Origin of the sequence: Thermogemmatispora sp. (assembly GCF_042408735.1) — a bacterium.
GTDB lineage: Bacteria > Chloroflexota > Ktedonobacteria > Ktedonobacterales > Ktedonobacteraceae > Thermogemmatispora.
The window spans coordinates 25,658-43,868 of sequence record NZ_JBHOQV010000131.1 but is presented as its reverse complement, the minus strand read 5'-3'; the positions used below and the strand labels follow the sequence as shown (position 1 = coordinate 43,868).

Below are 18,211 nucleotides of genomic sequence, written 5' to 3'. Positions count from 1 at the left end.
GGAGCATTCCCCCCATTGCAAGTGACAGGCAACCAGGCCAGTGAGGGAATGATGCCAGAGAAACGCAGGGCAGCAGCCATTGTCAACCAGTTGGAAATCTCCTCCTACTAAGGCAGGCAGACAGATTTTTCGATCTGTGTTATTCGAGCACATAATCATACGTAGCCAATCAATGGAGAATCCGCCGTGCTGACCTGGAGGACTATCTCCAACGTGGGGAAGTTCACGGGGATAAATAAGCAAGCAGTCCTGGAGGGAGTTCTGGTAGTGCCTGTCATGGGCGCCATCTTGCAAGCGCGGCACTCCCGATAGGAGGCCGAAGCTTATGGCCTCTGTCCTGTGATCGGTATACCAGAGGTGGGCTGGGGTGCTCACCAGAAAGGAGCCACTTCTCTGATGGCAGTCAATGGGACCAATGACCCAACACGTCCCTGTGCAGTCGGCAGTGCGCTTGTCTTGCTGAGCGACCCCCGCTGTTTCCTTCAGCGACGGGTAGACCACCGGCTCCCTGGAATTCTCCAGCGAACGGCGCCGGCCGGGGTTCTTCCCACTCACCAGCAAGCGTATCCTTGCACATCGAGAGGCAGTCTGGCAAGGCCCACGCATGCCCACGCTCTGGAGGACAGGGCGCAGCGTTGGCCGGGTCGACGCCCCAGGCAAGCATAGCCCGCAGACCTTCAGAAGTCTGACCCCGGAGGAATGGGAACGCGGAGCCACCGTGGCCGGAGGCGTAACTGCATCAATGATTAGAGCCTGGAGCATGGGCAGACCAGGCCCCTGGATGTTGCCCATGCTCCCCAACCCTCGGGAGCAAGAGATATGCAACTGGTCGAACAGCGCCTGATCGAACGGGGAGGTCCCCGTTACAAGCGCCTTGATGAGGTCGCCTTTGTGTCAAAGGGCCTGTGGAGTGCGGCCAACTGCCTGGTGCGGCAAACCTTCCTCATACAACACAGGCAACGATCTCGTGGGAAGAGCCATCGCCCGGTGTGGGTCTGGATGGGCCTGCTGCTCGTCCTGCTGAGTGGCTGTCGTATGAGCAATTCCAGCCTTTCCCAAAGCGGGGCTAGCCCGCAGAGCACCGGCAGCGGTCAGACAACAGCGCAACCGATGGGACCGGGGCAGCGGAGTGCCGGCTGCGGGCAACCAACCACTGTCCGGGGAACGACCCTTGTGGGTACGCTGGTTTCAGGCGGCGTGACTCGCAGCTACCGCCTCCATCTCCCTCCGGATTACCAGCCCGACCAGCCGCTACCGTTGGTGCTCAACTTCCACGGTCATGGGAGCAATGGCAAGCAGCAGGAGACCTACACAGGCTTCTCCTCGTTGGCGGACCGCGAGCGTTTCCTGGTGGCCTATCCCGATGGCCTCCTGGCTCCTGATGGCAAGACTGGCTGGAACGCCTATGGTCCTCATCCCACGCCCGTCGATGATGTGCACTTTACAAGCGACCTGCTTCAGACCCTGGAAGAGCACTGGTGCATTGATCTGCGAAGAATCTTCGCTACCGGCCTCTCGAACGGAGGAGGCTTAACGGCCCTGCTGGCCTGCCGCCTCTCTTCCCAGATCGCCGCCTTCGCTCCGGTCTCAGGGGCTTTCTACCCTCTGCCCGCTGGCTGCCATCCCCAGCGCAGCGTCCCCATTTTGGAGATTCACGGGACAGGCGACTTCATCGTTCCTTACGAAGGGAAGCCTGGCCTGGGCCTGCCCCCTATCAGGCAATGGCTGGAGGACTGGGCCAAACGCGATGCTTGTCAGCAAGGGCCGGTGGTCTTTCTGGTCCAGGGCGAGATCACCGGTGAAGAGTGGACCCGCTGCACGACGCCAGGGATTGTGGTCCATTATCGCCTCACCGGTGGCGGCCACACCTGGCCCGGCTCCCCTATTCCCTTGCCCTACTACGGGAAGACTATCCACACCTTCAACGCCACCCTCGCGATCTGGCAGTTCTTTGCCGCTCATCCGCTGCCAGCGTCACATGAGACCTGATTCTCTGTAGATGGCCCGAGAGGTCCAGGCTCCCTGCCAGCGATCCGCCTTCTCAGGCGCAACGAGAGCACAGACAGGCCAGGCAGGCATACAAGCGGCTCTCTCTCGAACGAAAGACTTTCAAGAGACTGGTGCCTGAGTGCCTGTCTGGCCGTTGCCAGGCCCGCTCATCCATCAGCCGTTGAGGGTTAGAACGGGTCGGGGTTCGTGCTTGACGGGATTGCCTGCTAGATGGTGCTGCCGCGCCCGCGGGAGAAGAGGCGCAGGAGAAAGATCAAGATGCAGGCCCCGATCAGGGCTACGACAAGGCTACCCCAGAAGCCGAAACTGGCCTCCGGCGCCACCAGATCCATGAGAAGCCCACCCAGGAAGGCCCCGATCAGACCAACGATGATGTCTCCAATGATACCGAAGCCGCCACCCTTGACCAGGAAGCCGGCCAGCGCACCCGCGATCAGACCGATGACGAGCCAGGCGATAATGCCACCAGGATTCAAGGTAGCAGCAAGCACAAGCGAAGCTACTGTCATGCCAGGTGTCCCTCCTTTGAATAGGACAAAAGAAGATCAGTATGTTCTGATGCTAATCTGTGCCAGATATACTGTTTTTCTGGATCATTTGGTGGCTGGCACAAATCGCACTCACCATCTCTAACACGGAGGAGGGATCAAAAAGGGATACAAGATACGGCTTCCACAGGCAACGAGTCAGACAAAGCTGCCTGGAAGCAGCTTCTCGGCAGCCAGGCCGGAGAGCAGCCATCCCCTGGCCTGGCTCGACAAGATGGTTGACGAGCAGAGAAGGGAGCGCTATACTCTGGAGCATGAATGGCAGCAGGCGGCATATCGTGACTCTGGTCCTGCTGAGCTGCATCGTGCTCGCGCTGGGGCCAAGCGCCTGCAGCCCGGGCTACAGCGGCACGGCCAAAATTGCTTTTGTGCGCGACGGCCAGCTGTGGACCATCTACCCCGATGGCAGTGGCGCCTACCAGGTTGCAGGCAACACGCCTCCTGTAGTGGGAGCGGGCTGGTCGCCCGATCACCATCTGCTGGTTTTTCGCACGCTGGATAGCGATTACGCTCAGAGTGCGGCGGGGCGTCATCTCAAGCCGGATCCTCTGACCGGGCTGGTGAGCGATCTTCCCGCCGGCCTGAACACGGTCGGCGTTGATGGCGGCTTCCCCATCCCGATCTTCTTCTCCAGCGCCTCCGTGCGCATCAGCGATGCCTGGTGGAACCCTGCCGGCAACCGTCTGCTGTACCGTCTCACCCTCAGTGGAAGCGCATCCTTCTTACGCTGGGAGCTGGCCCAGAACGACCAACCTGGCGGCATCGCCACGCGCACGCTTCCGGCCAGCCTGGCCATTCCCTCCCTGGGTGCCGGAGCTGGGGACATCCTCGGCATTGATGAGCGCGGCCTCTTCTCCCTTTCCGCTAGCGGCACAGGACAGCGCTGGCTCACCCGTGGCCTCCCTCCCGGCCATCCACTGCCAGCCACTCTGGAGCGTGTCCTCTGGCAGCCTCGACAGGCCCAGCCGGCTTTTCTGTACGCTGCCTCGGCTGAACCGAACGGCTCGGCGGCCAGGGTCGCTCTGCTTCTTCAGAGGCCGACAGGAGAAGTACAGAGGCTGCTCACCTGTAGCTGCCAGCAATTTGCCTGGTCAAGCGATGGCCAGCATGTGCTGACGCGTACAGCCGATGGAAGCTATCTGGTCCTCAACCTCGATGGAAGCCTTCGCCTGACCATCCGCGCGGAGGCCGACAGCGTTCCTTACTGGTCCCCCGACGGGCGCTTTTTGCTGCTCGATGGGCGTCATACCCTCTGGCTGATCGACATCCAGACGGGGCGACAGCAGCTCCTCTTGAGCGATCGGACGCCTTTGGGACAGCTCAACCCCGCCAACAGTAAGCTGCCTGGCGTAGCAGCCCGCCTGCAGCCGGTGCCGGCCAGCCTCTGGGAGGCCGATAGCCGGGCCTTTGTCTTTCTCACGCGCGGGCGCCTCTGGTGGCAGGGAGGGAGCCTGCTTCGCGAAGGGAACGGCCTGTACCTGGTGACCCTGGGAGAGCACGGGCAGCCGCAGGCAGCCCCCCATCTCCTGGCCAGTGGCGCCATTACACAGGTAGGCTGGACCTATCAAGAGAGTACCGTCTCTTTTCTCTTCTAGATCCCGTTGCTATAATGGGCAGGTGGTTCACCTGCCTCCGGCAGCGTCGAAGCAGCAATCTCAAAAGGGAGAACAGCTATGACCGATGATCTCGAACAGGAAGACTTCGATCCTGAAGAGTACGACGATCTCGAAATGCTAGAGATCTTGGAGACGATCCGTGAGGACATGGAGGAGCTAGGGCTACGGACCCTTGATGAGGTCATTGAGCGGATCGAAGAACTGCACCGCAAGCTGGAAAACCAGCACAAGGAACTCTAAAGGGCGGGGGAGGCACACCCTGCGGGGCGATCCCTGGGGAATGCGCTCACGCTCTTGCTCCAGACCAGCGTTCGTTACGCACGCCAGGCCGCGACGGTTCACCCGGATCAGGACCCAGTCCGTGGCCTGGCCTGGTAGCCGGCATGGCTTCGAACAAGCACCGCCCAAAGCGGGCCGAGAGCCAGCCCTGTCATGCCCTTGCGACTCGGGAGACCTCCCTCACCGAGGCGCTCAAGAGAGCGGGAAGCGCTGGCAGAAGCGAGCAAAAGCGCTGGCCACCTGTCTGCGGGTTTCCTCGAGAGGACCGCTATTATCGATCACCTCGTCGACCAGCGGAAGGCGTTGCTCGACCGAGGGTTGGGCGCGCAGGCGAGCCAGAGCTTCTTCCTCACTGAGCTGGCTGCGCTCTATCAGGCGGCGCAGCTCCTCTTCCGGCGAACAGACGACCAGCCACTTGCTCTGGCAAAGGGCTGCTGTTCCTCCTTCCAAGAGCTTGACCGCATCGACAACGGCGATGCCGGAAGGGCTGACCCGGCTCAGCTCGGTGAGCAGGGCCACGCCAACCGCCGGATGGACAATAGCCTCCAGGCGGCGAAGGGCCTCGGGATCATGGAAGACGATGCTGCCCAGCTTCTGGCGATCGACGCGCCCTTCTGAGGTAAGAACCTCGGAGCCGAAGGTGTGAGCAATCTGGGCGGCGATAGGCTGACCCGGCTCATAGAGCGAGTGGACCAGCGCATCAGCATCGATGTAACGTTCTGCTCCCAGTTCCAGCAACAGCTTGCCTACGGTTGTCTTACCACAGGCGATATTGCCCGTGAGGCCAATGACTCGAGGCATAGGTAGCGATGCTCCTCTCGCGATGGGATCGGGGAGGCAAGCCTCGTCCAGGCTCCCTTGCGGCACAGCCCGGCGCGGCGCGATGGCCTGCCCGCGTCAGGCCCGGTCAGGGAAGAGCGTTAGCCCGATGGGCTTCCTGCCGCCCCTTCCAGCCACTGCCACCACCCTGCCAAAAGTACCGCCGTACACCATTTCTTTCCAGGCTGGCGAAATTTATCGTACAATAACTCCGCAATCTTTGCTATGTGCAGTAAGGAGCGTGCATGGGCAAACGCCTGGGCCTTCTGATCGGCATTAATCAGTACCAGGATAACAGCTTTCGACCACTTCGTTACGCCGAGATGGATGCCAGGGCCATCGCGCACTGGCTGGTCAATAGCCGGGGGGGGCGCTGGAACCCTTCCGATGTCCAACTGCTGCTTGGTCCCCAGGCCACACGGCAGCACATCGAGCAGTGGCTCACGCAGCTCTGTCTCCAGGCTGCGGGTCCCGATGATACGCTCTTTTTGTACTTTGCCGGGCATGCTTTCCTCGACGAGGGGCGCGCCGAAGGATACCTGGCCCTGGTGGATACGTTCTATCAGCAGCCCGCCAGTGGCCTGCACCTGGCAACGACCCTGCTGCCGCTGCTTGGGCGCAGCCCGGCGCGAGCTATTGTCTGTATTCTGGACTGCTTTCAGACAGGTCGTCTCTGGGGACAGCGCCGGAGCTCCCCTTTCGACTGCAAGCCCCTACCGGGTCCCGCCTTCCTCGCGGCCTTGCAGCAGCTACCCAATCGGTTTCTTCTCTGTTCCTGCCGCGGTAACGAGCTGGCGGCGGAGCAGGGAGAGCAAAACGTAGGCCTGCTGGCCCATCGACTCTTGCTGGGACTGTGCGGCGGAGCCGCCGACCCGACCAGCGGCCAAATCATCTTTCAGCGCCTCTCGCTCTACCTACAGCAGAGCCTGGGGGAGCAACAGCGTCCGCAGCTCTTTGGTCAGGGCCTGGGGCCACTGGTCCTGGTAGGAGAGGGGAATCCCGAGACATCCGCGCCAGCAATAGCCAGGGCCGGCAACGGCGCCGGGGGAGAAGCCAGGCCATCCGGGCTACACCAGGTGCCGCCCGTCCCGGGACGAGCCGCACAGGCCCTCCCACAGACAGGGCAGTTGCTGCAGCCGACGCAGGCCCCCATTGGCATCGCTCAGCTCTCCCCTCAGCAGCCAGCCTCGGCGATGGCCTCACCCACAGCGGAACAGCAGGCAGCTCTTTTGCTGCAGCAGGCCCGCGCTCTGCTCCAGCAGCAGCGGCCCGCCGACGCCCTTAACCTTCTAGAGCAGGTGCTGCAGCTCGCACCGACCAATGCGGCGGCCCTCCTTCTCAAAGGCCAGCTACTGGGCACGGCGGGGCGCTTCGCCGAGGCACTTCAGGCGATCGAGCTTGTGCTGCATCAGGAGCCGGGCAATGCCCTGGCCTGGAGCACACGCGCGGCTCTCCTGGCCAACCTGGGACAGTTCGAGGCGGCCCTCCAGGCCGTTGAGCGCTCGCTAGCCCTCGACCCTCACAATGCCGAGACGCAGACGATCAAGTCGGCCATCCTCGTCAAGATGGCTGTGACCCAAACTCCCGCAGGACCAGCCGCCGCCGGCCCTGCCCTTGCCAACTCCAGTTCCAACCAGGCCACTGCAGGTGGGACCGAGATGGCGGCAACTGATGGCGCTCCCCACGGCGGCCAAAGGAGGCGCCGCCCGGCACGAGCTTTACTGATCAGCCTGGCACTGCAGGTGGTCGGTCTGGCCCTGGGATTGCTGGGGGCCTGGCTGGCAATCAAACATCCGGGAGCACCCAGCGTCTTGCCTCTGACCATCGAGGGCCTGGGCCTGGCCTTGCTCTGCGTCAACGCCCTCTCCGGCTGCTATTTCGACGGCTTCTGGCGTTTCCTCCCAATCCCCTTCACCAGCCTGTTGACAGCTCTGTTGCCGGCCTATCTGCTCTTGACTCAGAGCGGACGCATGCGGCTGGTGGCGCTGGTCACGGCCAATCCGCGGGGCTTTACAGCAGCCCTTTTTAGCCTGCTCTGGGCCGGACTGGTGGCCGTTTTGCCTCTCTTGCTGGCCCTGATCGGGCTGCTGAGTGGCTGGCTGCGCGGAGCACGCCGTCGCTGATCCCAGCAAGGGGGCGGCGTCTGCTTCACGCAGGCCCTCCAGGGCGAGCACCAGCTAGCTGGGGGTGCCGGCCTGATCCGTGGTCTCGGCAGCCGCCAGCCGTTCCCACTCGGTCAGCAGCTGCTCCAGCTCCACTTTAGCCGCCTCATAGTCAGCGGTCAGTCGCTGAAGTGCTGCCAGATCTCCCCCGCTGGCTGCCGCATTGAGAGCCTCCTCGAGCTGGCGGACCTGCTGCTCACGCTCCTCGACCTCCTGCTCAACCTCTGCCAGGCTGCGTGAACGCGGCTGCCCACCCCGACGGTTGCGCCGCTCCCGTCCAGGGCGCCGTCCGTCGTGGTTCGCCCCGGTCTCCGTGCTGGCCGCTCCTGGACTCGGTGTTTCCGAAGCGACATGTTCGCCGGCCCTCTTGGGCCCCAGACCTGCGGCCCGCCCTGGCTCGCGCTGAAGCTGAGCGCGATAATCGCTATAATTGCCCTCATAGGAGAGCAACTTCCCCTCAGCGACTACCCAGACCCTGCTGGCCAGCCGATCGATAAAGTAACGATCATGCGAGACAAAGAGCAGGGTACCACTGAAGGTGGCCAGGATCTCCTCCAGAAACTGACGAGACGGAAGATCAAGATGATTGGTCGGCTCGTCAAGCACCAGAAAGTTCGGTCCCTGCAGGGTTAGTTTCGCCAGCACCACCCGGCTGCGTTCTCCTCCGCTGAGGCTGCCGACAGGCTTGAAGACATCGTCGCCCTCGAACAGGAAGCGGGCCAGTAAAGCACGCGCGCTTTCCTCGCTCAAGGCCGCCACCTCACGGATCTCATCCAGAACCGTCCGCTGGGGATCCAGGTCCTCATGGGTCTGGGAGTAGTAGCCAATGTGGACGTTGTGGCCGAGAAGGACTTTGCCCTGTAGCGGCGGTACCTGGCCAATAAGGGTACGCAGCAGCGAGGTCTTGCCGGCCCCGTTCGGACCGAGCAGGCCGATGCGCTCGCCGCGGATGATCTCCAGATCGGGCACCTGCAGCAGCACACGAGGATCGCGGCCTGGCTGGCGATACCCAACTACCAGCCCGCGCGTAGAGAGGACCGTCCGCCCACTGTCCTGGGCTGGCTTCAGCTCGAAACGCAGCTCCTGGAAGTCTTGGGGGCGATCGAGACGCTCCAGTCGGCTGAGGAGCTTCTCACGCCCTCGTGCCTGACGGCTGCGCTGGCCAGCCTTATAGCGGCGGATAAACTCCTCAGTCCGCAGAATGAACTCCTGCTGCTCTTCATACTCCTGCAAGCGGCGTTGAAAGCGCTCGGCACGTAGCTGAAGATACTTGCTATAGTTGCCAGGGTACTCCTCGAGGCGCCCGAAAGCCAGTTCCAGAATGCGAGTGACCACCTTATCGAGGAAGTACCGATCGTGCTCGACGACCACCAGGGCCCCTTTCCACTCCTGTAGATAGCTCTCCAGCCATTCGAGAGCCTCCAGATCAAGATGGTTGGTCGGCTCGTCGAGCAGGAGCAGGTCTGGCTCCTGAAGCAGGAGCCGGGCCAGGGCCGCGCGTCGCTGCTGGCCGCCGCTGAGCTGAGCAATGGGCAGATCCTGCAGCTCGCGACTGAAGCCCAGGCCATCCAGCACCTGCTGCACACGCTGCTCGTAGGTATAGCCACCGGCGTGCTCGAAGCGCAGCTGGAGGTCCGCGTAGCGCTGGAGCAGCCGTTCGCGCTCACGGGCCTCCCCACGCTCACTGGCAGCCGCAATGGCGACAGCCAGCTCCTGCAGCTCCTGTTCCCAGGAGCGCAGATAGTCGAAGACGGCCAGCAGCTCCTCGCGTAGGGTGCGTTCTGGCTGCAGGTCCAGCGTCTGGGAGAGATAGCCGACGCGAGTTCCGCGAGCGAGCAGGATAGTACCCTCATCGGGCTCCTGGCAGCCAGCCAGGAGCTTAAGCAGGGTTGACTTCCCGGCCCCGTTGGGACCGACCAGTCCAATGCGATCGCGCTCGTTGATCTGAAAAGAGACTCCGGCAAAGAGGCGCTCTGCGCCGAAGACTTTCCCGAGACTATTGACGCTAATCAGCGGCATAGGGCAGTGCAGTCGCTTCTATCTGACTGAGTGCGTGAGCGTGAGTGCATGCGTGAGTGCGTACCGGTGACCACTGTAAGCCAGCCGAGCCTGGGCTGCCTCCACCGTGGAAAGGGGCAGCCGCCCGGCGGGGAGGAGCAAGATCAGCTATTCTGTCTGTCTGGCTGGCTGGTCCGGTCTGCTCTATTGGGATATGGAGGCTGGCGGTACGATCCTGCCGGAGAGAACGGACGTTGCCTTCGGCAGGCCCAACGGGCTACAGCTCCCCCGAGACGCGCTATTCCGTCTTCCAGATCGGCAGGCAGAGACAGGGTACCATAAAAGCTAGCCGGTTGCAAGCGCTTGCAGCCCTTTCCCTCGCCCCAGGCAGGCTCGCCAGGCCGGTGAGTGAGTATGAGTCAGTGGGGGGAAAGGAGCGATCGCTTGCCACAAGAGGGTAAGACGGTAGCCAGAGAGGCTCTCTGACGATCCTGCCTGCAAGAGAGAGCGGCTGACCGAGCGTCTGCCAGCCTCCGCTAGCTAACGCGCAGAGGATCAGGCAGAGAGGCTGCAGCCAGCCGCCTATGGGAGAGAAGATTGCCCGTTAGTGAGCGATGCCACCTGTCCTCGGCCTATCTTTCAACTCCTCCCTCCGTCCTCCTCCCCATGTTCCTCCCTCAGATCCTCGCTTCCACCCCACATCGGCAGCTTTTTCGCCTTATACAGCCAGACCACCCTATCCACCTTTGCCACCCTGGTCCTGCCGTCCCCCTCGACCTCCCTACCACCCTGCCTCCCCCGTAACGACCTGCCTCCACCCCCTTCCTTCTCCTCTCCTGGTCCATCTCGGCCTCCCTCACCACTTACCCATCGTATCCAAAGATGCATTTGCTTGTATAAGGCACGGGCAACCATCTACGTCAGAAAGTATAGCCTGCAACCATGAACTCTGCATGAATTACTCGTGCAGTTCCATGAATATCTGTTCATATATTGGGGTCTGTGTGGGCCAAAAGACCCCGTTTCGATGACAGTTTTTTCATTGTGAGGGAGAGGAAGAGGCAGGCGATGGGGCGGCCTCCTTTCTCTGGTTGCCAGGTCGCTCCCCTGCCTTCTTGTTCCAGGGGTATGGTATACTGTGCTCAAGCGAGAGGCCTATCTTATCCTCCTACCACCCAACTCTTCGTCGCAAGGAAGGATGTCGTCACGTGGTCAAAGAGCAGTCTCTTGACAACCTCTGGCTAGCCCAGGCCCTGTTCGATCTGAACGGAGTCCAGTTCGGGAACTTCACCGTCAGCGAGTCAGCGGTGAGTTCCCCTGTGTTCGTTAACCCCAAGGTGCTCATCAGCAATCCCCTGGCTTTGCGCGTGGCCAGCAAGCTCATGCAGCAAGAGATCAGTCTCGCCCAGTCGCTGCGGCGTCCGCGCGTTCATCCGTTCAACGTCGTGGCCGGCGTGCCGGTTGGTGGCTTGCTTCTGGCTACGGCCTATTCGTTGGAGACGAACACGCCGCTGATTTATGCGCGTATCCGACCCGAGGGGACTGGCCAGCGAGGCATCGAGGGTCGCTACACGCCGGGAGATACGGCTCTGATCATCGACGATCTGATCACGCGCGGAGGCAGCGTGTTGGAGACAGCAGCCCTGCTTGAAGAGCACGGCCTCAAGGTCAAGGACGTCATTGTTCTGATCGACCGCGAGCACGGGGCCACGGAGCGCCTTCGTCAGCACGGCTATAATCTGATCAGCATCCTCAAGCTCGATGTGATGCTCAATCACTATATGTCGCGGGGCCTGATCTCGGAAGAGACCTACCGCGTGTGTTCGGAGTACCTCCAGAGCAAGCGAGCAGAGCTGCGGCAACCATAGCGGCTAGAGGGCTGGCTGGTCGCCAGGCAGGGCGGGCCGCGACGTGATGGGATCCGGTTCGGCCCGACCGGCCCGAGCCAGGTGCACTCGTCATAAGATGAGGCAAAAGCGGCAAGGCGAAAGGGACAGAAGAGGCCAGAGGCTCACATTGGCTGTGCAGGCCGTGGCCTCTTCTCTGTTTCAGCGACCGGTTGTCCGCCCACCAGGGCTGGCAGGCGGACCGTTGAGTCGGCGCCCCACTGTGCCCCGCCCGTTCAGCTTTGGGGATAAGGAGCCGTGGGCGTGGGTCGCGGCCCATCCTGGGGCGTGGGAGCGGTCCGGCTCTCGCGAGCAGCGTGCAGGGTCTTGAGCAGCGGCTCAATCAGATCTAGCGGCAGCGGGAAGATGATGGTTGAGTTCTTCTCTACAGCGATCTCGGTGAGCGTCTGCAGGTAACGTAGCTGCAGGGCGCCAGGCTCGGAGGCGATGATGTTGGCCGCCTGGGAGAGTTGCGTGGCGGCCTGTAGCTCGCCTTCGGCGTGAATGATCTTGGCGCGCTTCTCGCGTTCCGCTTCCGCCTGCTTGGCCATGGCGCGCTGCATGGTGGCCGGCAGCTCGACGTCTTTGATCTCTACCGCCGTCACTTTGACGCCCCAACGCTCCGTGAATTCATCGATGATGGCCTGCAGTTCACGATTGATCTTGTTACGCTGAGCGAGCAGCTCATCTAGCTCTGACTGACCCAGGACGTTGCGCAGGGTGGTCTGACCGATCTGCGTGGTGGCCTGCAGGTAGTTCATGACGTTAACGACGGCGGCCTCGGGGTTGACCACGTAGAAGTAGATGACGGCGGTCACTTTGACGGTGACGTTATCGCGGGTGATGACCTCCTGCGGTGGCACGGTCAGGGTCACGATGCGCAGGTCGACTCTGAGGAGGCGCGCGATCACTGGGGGGATCCAGCACAGACCAGGGCCGCGCGTGCCGCGCAGGTTACCCAGGACGAAGAGGACGCCGCGCTCATACTGCTGGATGACGCGCAGTCCAGAAAGCAGAATGAGCACCACGATTAGGGCAATAACAACGATGGCGCTTATAGCGACAGGCTCTCCCATTGGGAATCCTCCTTTGCTGAGGGTGGGACTGTTGGTGTGCCATCGGCTCCACCTCCCGACGATTGGTCAGGCCGGACATAGAGGCGGAGGCCCTCGATGGCCACAATGATGACTTCGCAGCCCTCATCGAGGGCTGTATAGGGTTCAACCAGACTAGCCGCCCAGTTTTCGCCACAGTAATTGACTCTGCCGCTTGGGGTCAGCGGTGTCAGAGTGATGGCCCGGGCCCCGATCATGCCTTCGGTCCCGGAGGGGCGGCGCTGGCGCTGGGCGCGCACGACTATACTCACCAGGGCCAGGCTGAGCAGACCGACGACCGCTGCCATGAGATAGACGATCCAGGGGTTGACACCTGGACCATGTTCCGCCTGATTGCTGTTGAAGAAGAGCAGGGAGCCAACTACCAGGGAGATCACCGCTCCCACCGTCAATACGCCGTGCGAAGGCAGGCGGACGTCCAGCACCAGTAAAACCAGGGCCAGGCCCATGAGCAGCAGACCGGTCCAGTTGGGAGAGAGTGAACCCGCCCCCAGCAGGAAGAGCAGCAGGGCGATGCCGCCGACAACGCCCGGCACAATGGCCCCGGGGTGGGAAATCTCCAGGTAGATGCCGATCAGAGCCACGATAAAGAGGAGAAAAACGACGTTGGGGTCGAGGAGAAAGCTATAGAGGGCCTCAAAGAGGCCGGGGGTGAGGGTGGTGAGGGCCGCTCCGGCAGTATGCAGGACCAGGCTGTGACCGGAGGAGAGAACGACGCTGCGCCCGTCGACACGCTGAAGTAATTCAGAGAGCGAGCGGGCTCCCAGGTCGACAATGTGCTCGCGCAGGGCAGTCTGATCATCGTAGGAAGCGGCATCTGTGACCATCCTGGCGGCCAAAGCGGCGTTGCGCCCGTAGCGGTTCTGAGTGCCAGTGATTTGTGCAACAAGGTCATTCTCGATCTTTTTGAGGAGGGTCGAGTCGAGATTGCTGCCAGTGCTGCTCACGGGGCTAGCGGCTCCGATGCGCGTGGTCGGCGCCATAGCGGCGATCGGCGCTGAGAGAGCGACAAAGGCCCCGGCCGAGGCGGCGCGGGCGCCAGGCGGGTAGACGTAGGTGATGATGGGGACAGCACTGGCCAGCTCGGCCTGGGTGATCTGCTTCATGGAATCCAGGTCACCGCCAGGCGTGTCGATGACGATCACAAGGGCCTCTGCCCCGTCGCTGGCCGCAGTGGCTATGGCCTGCTGGAGGAAGCGCGCTGTGCCCGGGTTGATGTCGCTGTTGAGGTTGGCTACGTCGACATGCGGGGAGGCAGCCCAGGCGGGCTGCGCGCCCAGGTGGCCAATTCCCGCCCAGGCCAGCAAAGCCATAATCACGGGGATAACCCCGAGCGTCAAGGCCCGCACGCCGTTTGGCACTCGTCGATGGTGGCGCATGTCCATAGCTTCTGTCCTTTGTGATGGGAGGCGGCAGCCAGAGACCGCCACCTTGTGCTGTTTGTTTGCTTGCTTGCTGTTGACTTGACCGCAGATGAAGTATGTGCCTGTCTGCCTTGCTCCTTCCGGCTCCCAGCCTTCTCCATCCAGCAACGGGCCTCCAGCCCGGCCAGCCTGGCCTGGGGTGAAACGCGCCGGTCATCACTCTCGTTCAGCTCTGCTCTGCCCTCTTTTCCTTCTCCCTTCTTCTGATCGAGGCTGGCCCGCTTCTGTCGTGCTCGCCTCGAGCTGGTTCGGGGTATTGCTTATTGCTATACGAGATGATAGCGCAAATTCCTCGGCGCGTCAATGTGCTGGCTTCGCCTGGTTTAGCTGCGGGAGGGGGCGGACAGGGAGGTGAGAAAGCGGCGGGCGGGCAGACAGACAGGGTCGGCCAGCCAGTCTGAAAGTCGGGATCTCAAGCGGGAGAGACTGACTGATTAGCTGGCTGGCCGACCGCGTGATCACCTGTCTCCAGCTCCCGTGAGAGGCTTGCCCGCAGCCTCATTGGCTCTGACGTCAGGGCTGGGTGGCAGCAGCCCACTGCCCCGAGAGGCAGCAAAGCGGTTCCGAGGGTTTGTGCCCCTATTGATGTCGGCGTATTCCTGGTTAGAGGCCACAGGACGGACAGGACAGGCGGCGGTGAGCTGACGCCGCGCTGCCACATCCACACGCAGCAGGACCCGCCCAGGGACGGATGTGCTCCCGCCTCGGCGGGAGTTCAGGGCAGCAGCCGTTTGGCCGTCGTCTGGGCGACGGTTTGCGCCCGGTGCCGCTGCCAGCGGCCGAGCCGTTTGAGTGGCTGTCGGACACTGCTTCGATCAAGGGGAGGCCCTCTTCTGAGCGGTGGCAGCCTGGGCCTGGGCAATGATGCCCAGGCCCCCTGCGGCCTTGATCCCCTCCTGCTCGCCTCGGAGGCCGCCCATACCTCCCTCTCGCCAGCCGCCACGCTGCCCGGACTGAACAGTCAGGCCGTCATGCCCGCCCCGCTTGCCAGCGCCGGTTCAGCTCGGCTTCCACCGGCTTTCCCCTCCCCATTCACCGAAAAGATCCAGGCGCGGGAAACACCACTGCTGACTGGCCGCCAGCACCGGCATCATCGTTGCTGGTCTCATCGATCCACTCACTGACTCGTCTCGCCACCGTCGCGCGCCGCTACGGCCTCTGGTTCCACGTCGAGGCCGGCCTAGGACTGGCTGGCTGCCTGGCTGTCCTTGTTCCGGAGGGCAGACAAGACCTCGAAGAGCTTCTGATTATCGGGCAGGTCGGAGGGAGTGGCGGTGACCTCAATGTGGCGAATGATGCCCTCTTTGTCGATCACGATGACGGCACGCTCCGACATGCCGGCTGGATGACGCACGCCATAGAGGTCCACCACGGCCCCCTGGGGATAGAAGTCGGAGAGCAGCGGGAAAGAGGTGCGCATCGCCTGCGACCAGGCGTCCAGGGCATAGACGCTGTCCATGCTGATGGCCACCACCTCGGTGTCGGCGCAGCGAAAGCGCTCAAGCTCGCGCTCGTAGGAAGGAAGTTGGGCTGAGCAGACGCGGCTAAAGGCAAAGGGGACAAAAGCCAATACGATGTTCTTCTTACCGCGGAAGTCGGCAAGATGCCAATCCTCGCGGACATGGCTCTTGAGGGTGAAATCGGGCGCAACGTCGCCGATCTTGAGGGTCTTGGTGTAGGAACGGGCGGACTCAGCCATGAGTATCGGGTCCTCCTCTTGCAAAGCAGTATTCGATTGATGGTTGAGCTTCTGATCGAAGTAGGGCCGAGACGGCGATCGGGTTGAGTCGCCATGTGGTGGCGGCCCTGCCCGCTTGACAGAGCAGAGCCAGTGCTCTATCCTTTGGGCGAGCTGCCTTTCCCTATGAGGCTGCTCTTCTCCCGCCAGGCCTGCTCAGCGCAGCCGACTGGGGGCAGAGCCTGGGCGCCCGATGACAGCAAGCTCAGATGCCTCAGGATCTGGGCTGTGGCATGTTCATCTGGCTGCCGGGGCCAGCGCGACAGGAGCGCGAGCGCCTGCTGCTCCGCCTGGCTGGCTCCTCTGCTCGAGGAGGATCAGGCAGTGCATCGCTCACGACGCCAGGAAGCAGGCCACCCAGCCAGACGCTTCCTTTCTTATCTTTCTTACGCTGTTCCGAATTGTAGCCCTGGTGAGGAAGGTATGTCAAATGCGCGCGGCAGTTCAGGAGGACTGCTTCGATCATTTACCGCTGGCTCCCTGCTCGTTTCGGGGGCACAAGGAGCCAGGCGCGGGCTAGAGCGTCTGGTTGATCCCAGCGGGGGAGCACTCTCCTTTCTGCCTCTGGTGCTGGCTCTGCTGGTGATGCTGGCGCTTTCCTCCTGGCAGATGGTCTGGTCAACTTCTGATGTGACACGCTATGAGTGCTATGCACTGGCCTTCTGGTTCGGTGGTCAGGCTCATGCGCTGGCTCCCCAAATCGATTGCTCGTTTTTGCCCGCACAGGAACACCTGCAGCCTTTGCATGCCTTGCCCATCGAGTACCCCCCGCTGACACTTGCGATCTTTACTCCTGGTCTACTCGTACCTTCGCCCTACTATCCTCTGCTCTTCGCGCTCCTGATGGCCCTGGCTGCTCTGTTGATCTACTGGCTTTTGCTGCGCTGGGGACCGCGTGGAGCGGCGCTCGCTTTTACGCTCTATTTGTTCCTTGGCGAGTGGGGGCTGGCCCTCTTACGCTTCGATCTTGTCCCCGCGGCGCTCACTCTGATCTGCGTACTGGCGGCGGAGCGCCAGCGCTGGAGACTGGCCTATTGCTCGCTGGCTTTCGCTATCCTGCTGAAGATCTACCCGCTTCTGCTGCTGCCACCGCTCTTTTTCGCAGAGCAGCAGGCCTGGCTGGCGCGCTCCGGCTGCGCCGCTTCGGAGGTTGAGCAGGGGACGGTCCTGCGGGGCGCGCTTCGGCGTGGGCTGGGGGGGAGGCTCTCTTGCCTGTGGCGCTGGCGCTGGGGCAATCTGCTGCTCTGCCTCGCGCTGGTAGGGGGAATTACGGCAGTCTTTGCCTGCCTCGACTTCCAGGGGGCCGTAGCCAGCCAGCTTGCTTATTTTGCCCAGCGCCCGGTGCAGATTGAGTCGAGCGGCTCGCTGGTCGTCTGGCTGGCGGCCCTGGCTGGGCAGTCGGTGCGCGTGGTCTACACCTATGGATCAATCAACCTTCTCAGCTCGCTGGTGCCCGCCGTCTCTCTCGGTAGCACGCTAGCGCTGCTGGCCGGCTATGGGCTGGTGCTCTGGCAAAGTGCGCGTGGGCGGCTGGCTTTCGCTGAGGCGGCTCTCGCGGCCTTGTTGGTCTTTGTGGCCACGGGCAAGGTTTTCAGCCCGCAGTATCTGATGTGGCTGATGCCGCTGGTGGCTTATCTGACGGCGACCCAGCGCCGGTGGCTGCTGGGGTTCGGACTCATCGCCTTGCAGACGTCTCTCATTTATCCTTTTCTCTATACCCGCGTTCAGGACGCCACGCAGGTCTGGCGCGTGCCAGGCTTCGTGCCGCTGGTCGAGCTGCGCAACGTGCTCTTTCTCTTGCTGACGGTCGGCTATCTCTTCAACCTGGTGGATCTGCGTCGGCGCTGCGAGCCGCCGGCAGCGGAGATAACCCTCAGCAGGGAAGCAGAGGAGGACCGTTGAGCAGGCGGTTGCCGCCTCACGGTCTGTCGCTCCCGGTTCTTTGCTCTCCTCTGCTTCTCCTTCGCTCGCTTAGCGGGTGGGTGCTTCGCCCGTCTCGCTCGTTAGAGGATGAGCCTCCGGATCAGGGAGTCAGGCACTTCACTTAAGGAGTGGCTCCCGCGGAGACCGGCGTGGCTGTTCGGACGCTGATACGGCGCGGGCGACTGCCCTCGCTAAGCGGAACCGAGATTGTCAGGCGCCCGTTCTCGTAGCGCGCCTCGATCTTGCTGGCCTCGATGGGACGCTCGAAGGTCAGGGTGCGCTCAACCGTGCCGCTACCGATTTCGCGCAGCAGCCAGGTTCCCTGCTGGCTCTCGCCCTCCTCGCTGCCGTGGTACCTGGCTTTGATGGTTAGGCTGTGCTCGTGAGCAAGCAGCTCGATGTCCTCCGGCTTGACGCCTGGCAACAGGGCGACGAGGCGATAGCCCTGCTCGGTTTCCAGAACGTCCAGCGGGATCATGCGCGGTCCAGCCCCGAAGAGAGAGGAGCCTGGCCTCACAAAGCTCTGCTCTAGCAGGCGATTCATGGCATCGCGCAGGCTGAGCATCTCGGCGAAAGGATCGAAGCCGCGCGTTAGCGCCATGCTTGTGGCCTCCTTTCTGGTGGTTTCCATCAATCGACTGCTCCTCTATTCTGTTATTCTGTTCTGTGTCGTGGTCGCCCTTCGGCCATCTG

Annotated in this window: 13 protein-coding genes; 6 read left to right on the top strand and 7 right to left on the bottom strand. The window is 62.5% G+C overall.

What is annotated here, in order from left to right; translation table 11 throughout:
* Positions 1-819 precede the first annotated feature (819 nt).
* Positions 820-1,989: an alpha/beta hydrolase family esterase gene (locus ACFMO7_RS13465; protein WP_376796002.1), complete on the top strand. Its 1,170-nt coding sequence runs from the start codon at positions 820-822 to the stop codon at positions 1,987-1,989.
* 227 nt (positions 1,990-2,216) lie between these two features.
* Here ACFMO7_RS13465 and ACFMO7_RS13460 read toward each other — a convergent pair whose 3' ends face one another.
* Positions 2,217-2,519: a GlsB/YeaQ/YmgE family stress response membrane protein gene (locus ACFMO7_RS13460; protein ID WP_376796001.1), complete on the bottom strand. Its 303-nt coding sequence runs from the start codon at positions 2,517-2,519 to the stop codon at positions 2,217-2,219.
* Between the two features lie 317 nt (positions 2,520-2,836).
* On the opposite strand from ACFMO7_RS13460, the gene ACFMO7_RS13455 reads away from it, so the two are divergent.
* Both ACFMO7_RS13455 and ACFMO7_RS13450 read left to right on the top strand, forming a co-directional pair.
* Positions 2,837-4,153 carry a TolB family protein gene (locus ACFMO7_RS13455; RefSeq protein WP_376796000.1) on the top strand — a complete coding sequence of 439 codons (1,317 nt, stop codon included), beginning with the start codon at positions 2,837-2,839 and terminating at the stop codon, positions 4,151-4,153.
* A 78-nt stretch (positions 4,154-4,231) separates the two neighbouring features.
* Positions 4,232-4,414: a hypothetical protein gene (locus ACFMO7_RS13450; RefSeq protein ID WP_376795999.1), complete on the top strand. Its 183-nt coding sequence runs from the start codon at positions 4,232-4,234 to the stop codon at positions 4,412-4,414.
* A gap of 231 nt (positions 4,415-4,645) precedes the next feature.
* Here ACFMO7_RS13450 and coaE read toward each other — a convergent pair whose 3' ends face one another.
* On the bottom strand, positions 4,646-5,254 hold the full coding sequence (coaE, locus tag ACFMO7_RS13445; protein WP_376795998.1) for a dephospho-CoA kinase: 609 nt from the start codon (positions 5,252-5,254) through the stop codon (positions 4,646-4,648).
* A 263-nt stretch (positions 5,255-5,517) separates the two neighbouring features.
* Here coaE and ACFMO7_RS13440 point away from each other — a divergent pair, with 263 nt between their 5' ends.
* Positions 5,518-7,395, top strand: coding sequence for a tetratricopeptide repeat protein (locus ACFMO7_RS13440; RefSeq protein WP_376795997.1), 1,878 nt, complete (start codon positions 5,518-5,520; stop codon positions 7,393-7,395).
* A 54-nt stretch (positions 7,396-7,449) separates the two neighbouring features.
* Here the strand turns inward: ACFMO7_RS13440 and ACFMO7_RS13435 are convergent, their stop codons facing one another.
* Complete coding sequence (locus ACFMO7_RS13435; protein ID WP_376795996.1) at positions 7,450-9,453, bottom strand: ABC-F family ATP-binding cassette domain-containing protein; 2,004 nt, start codon at positions 9,451-9,453, stop codon at positions 7,450-7,452.
* 1,187 nt (positions 9,454-10,640) lie between these two features.
* Here ACFMO7_RS13435 and ACFMO7_RS13430 point away from each other — a divergent pair.
* Positions 10,641-11,300, top strand: coding sequence for an orotate phosphoribosyltransferase (locus ACFMO7_RS13430; protein ID WP_376795995.1), 660 nt, complete (start codon positions 10,641-10,643; stop codon positions 11,298-11,300).
* Between the two features lie 254 nt (positions 11,301-11,554).
* Here ACFMO7_RS13430 and ACFMO7_RS13425 read toward each other — a convergent pair whose 3' ends face one another.
* The 3 genes from ACFMO7_RS13425 to ACFMO7_RS13415 form a co-directional block, all read right to left on the bottom strand.
* Positions 11,555-12,394 carry a slipin family protein gene (locus ACFMO7_RS13425; protein WP_376795994.1) on the bottom strand — a complete coding sequence of 280 codons (840 nt, stop codon included), beginning with the start codon at positions 12,392-12,394 and terminating at the stop codon, positions 11,555-11,557.
* Positions 12,373-13,818 (bottom strand): nodulation protein NfeD, encoded by a 1,446-nt coding sequence (locus ACFMO7_RS13420; protein WP_376795993.1) that lies wholly within the window; start codon positions 13,816-13,818, stop codon positions 12,373-12,375. The genes ACFMO7_RS13425 and ACFMO7_RS13420 overlap by 22 nt, the downstream gene beginning before the upstream one ends.
* A gap of 1,219 nt (positions 13,819-15,037) precedes the next feature.
* Positions 15,038-15,556, bottom strand: a complete 519-nt coding sequence (locus ACFMO7_RS13415) for a redoxin domain-containing protein (RefSeq protein ID WP_376795992.1) — start codon at positions 15,554-15,556, stop codon at positions 15,038-15,040.
* A gap of 462 nt (positions 15,557-16,018) precedes the next feature.
* On the opposite strand from ACFMO7_RS13415, the gene ACFMO7_RS13410 reads away from it, so the two are divergent.
* Positions 16,019-17,497, top strand: a complete 1,479-nt coding sequence (locus ACFMO7_RS13410) for a glycosyltransferase 87 family protein (RefSeq protein WP_376795991.1) — start codon at positions 16,019-16,021, stop codon at positions 17,495-17,497.
* A gap of 142 nt (positions 17,498-17,639) precedes the next feature.
* On the opposite strand, the gene ACFMO7_RS13405 is transcribed toward ACFMO7_RS13410, so the two are convergent.
* Complete coding sequence (locus ACFMO7_RS13405) at positions 17,640-18,149, bottom strand: Hsp20/alpha crystallin family protein (protein ID WP_376795990.1); 510 nt, start codon at positions 18,147-18,149, stop codon at positions 17,640-17,642.
* Positions 18,150-18,211 lie beyond the last annotated feature (62 nt).

Excerpts from the sequence above, each read along its gene's own strand:
- ACFMO7_RS13405 (WP_376795990.1), bottom strand. The coding sequence starts at position 18,149 with ATGGAAACCACCAGAAAGGAGGCCACAAGCATGGCGCTAACGCGCGGC.
- ACFMO7_RS13410 (WP_376795991.1), top strand. The coding sequence starts at position 16,019 with ATGTCAAATGCGCGCGGCAGTTCAGGAGGACTGCTTCGATCATTTACC.
- ACFMO7_RS13450 (WP_376795999.1), top strand. The coding sequence starts at position 4,232 with ATGACCGATGATCTCGAACAGGAAGACTTCGATCCTGAAGAGTACGAC.
- ACFMO7_RS13425 (WP_376795994.1), bottom strand. The coding sequence starts at position 12,394 with ATGGGAGAGCCTGTCGCTATAAGCGCCATCGTTGTTATTGCCCTAATC.
- ACFMO7_RS13415 (WP_376795992.1), bottom strand. The coding sequence starts at position 15,556 with ATGGCTGAGTCCGCCCGTTCCTACACCAAGACCCTCAAGATCGGCGAC.
- ACFMO7_RS13435 (WP_376795996.1), bottom strand. The coding sequence starts at position 9,453 with ATGCCGCTGATTAGCGTCAATAGTCTCGGGAAAGTCTTCGGCGCAGAG.
- ACFMO7_RS13465 (WP_376796002.1), top strand. The coding sequence starts at position 820 with ATGCAACTGGTCGAACAGCGCCTGATCGAACGGGGAGGTCCCCGTTAC.
- ACFMO7_RS13420 (WP_376795993.1), bottom strand. The coding sequence starts at position 13,818 with ATGGACATGCGCCACCATCGACGAGTGCCAAACGGCGTGCGGGCCTTG.
- ACFMO7_RS13460 (WP_376796001.1), bottom strand. The coding sequence starts at position 2,519 with ATGACAGTAGCTTCGCTTGTGCTTGCTGCTACCTTGAATCCTGGTGGC.
- coaE (WP_376795998.1), bottom strand. The coding sequence starts at position 5,254 with ATGCCTCGAGTCATTGGCCTCACGGGCAATATCGCCTGTGGTAAGACA.
- ACFMO7_RS13440 (WP_376795997.1), top strand. The coding sequence starts at position 5,518 with ATGGGCAAACGCCTGGGCCTTCTGATCGGCATTAATCAGTACCAGGAT.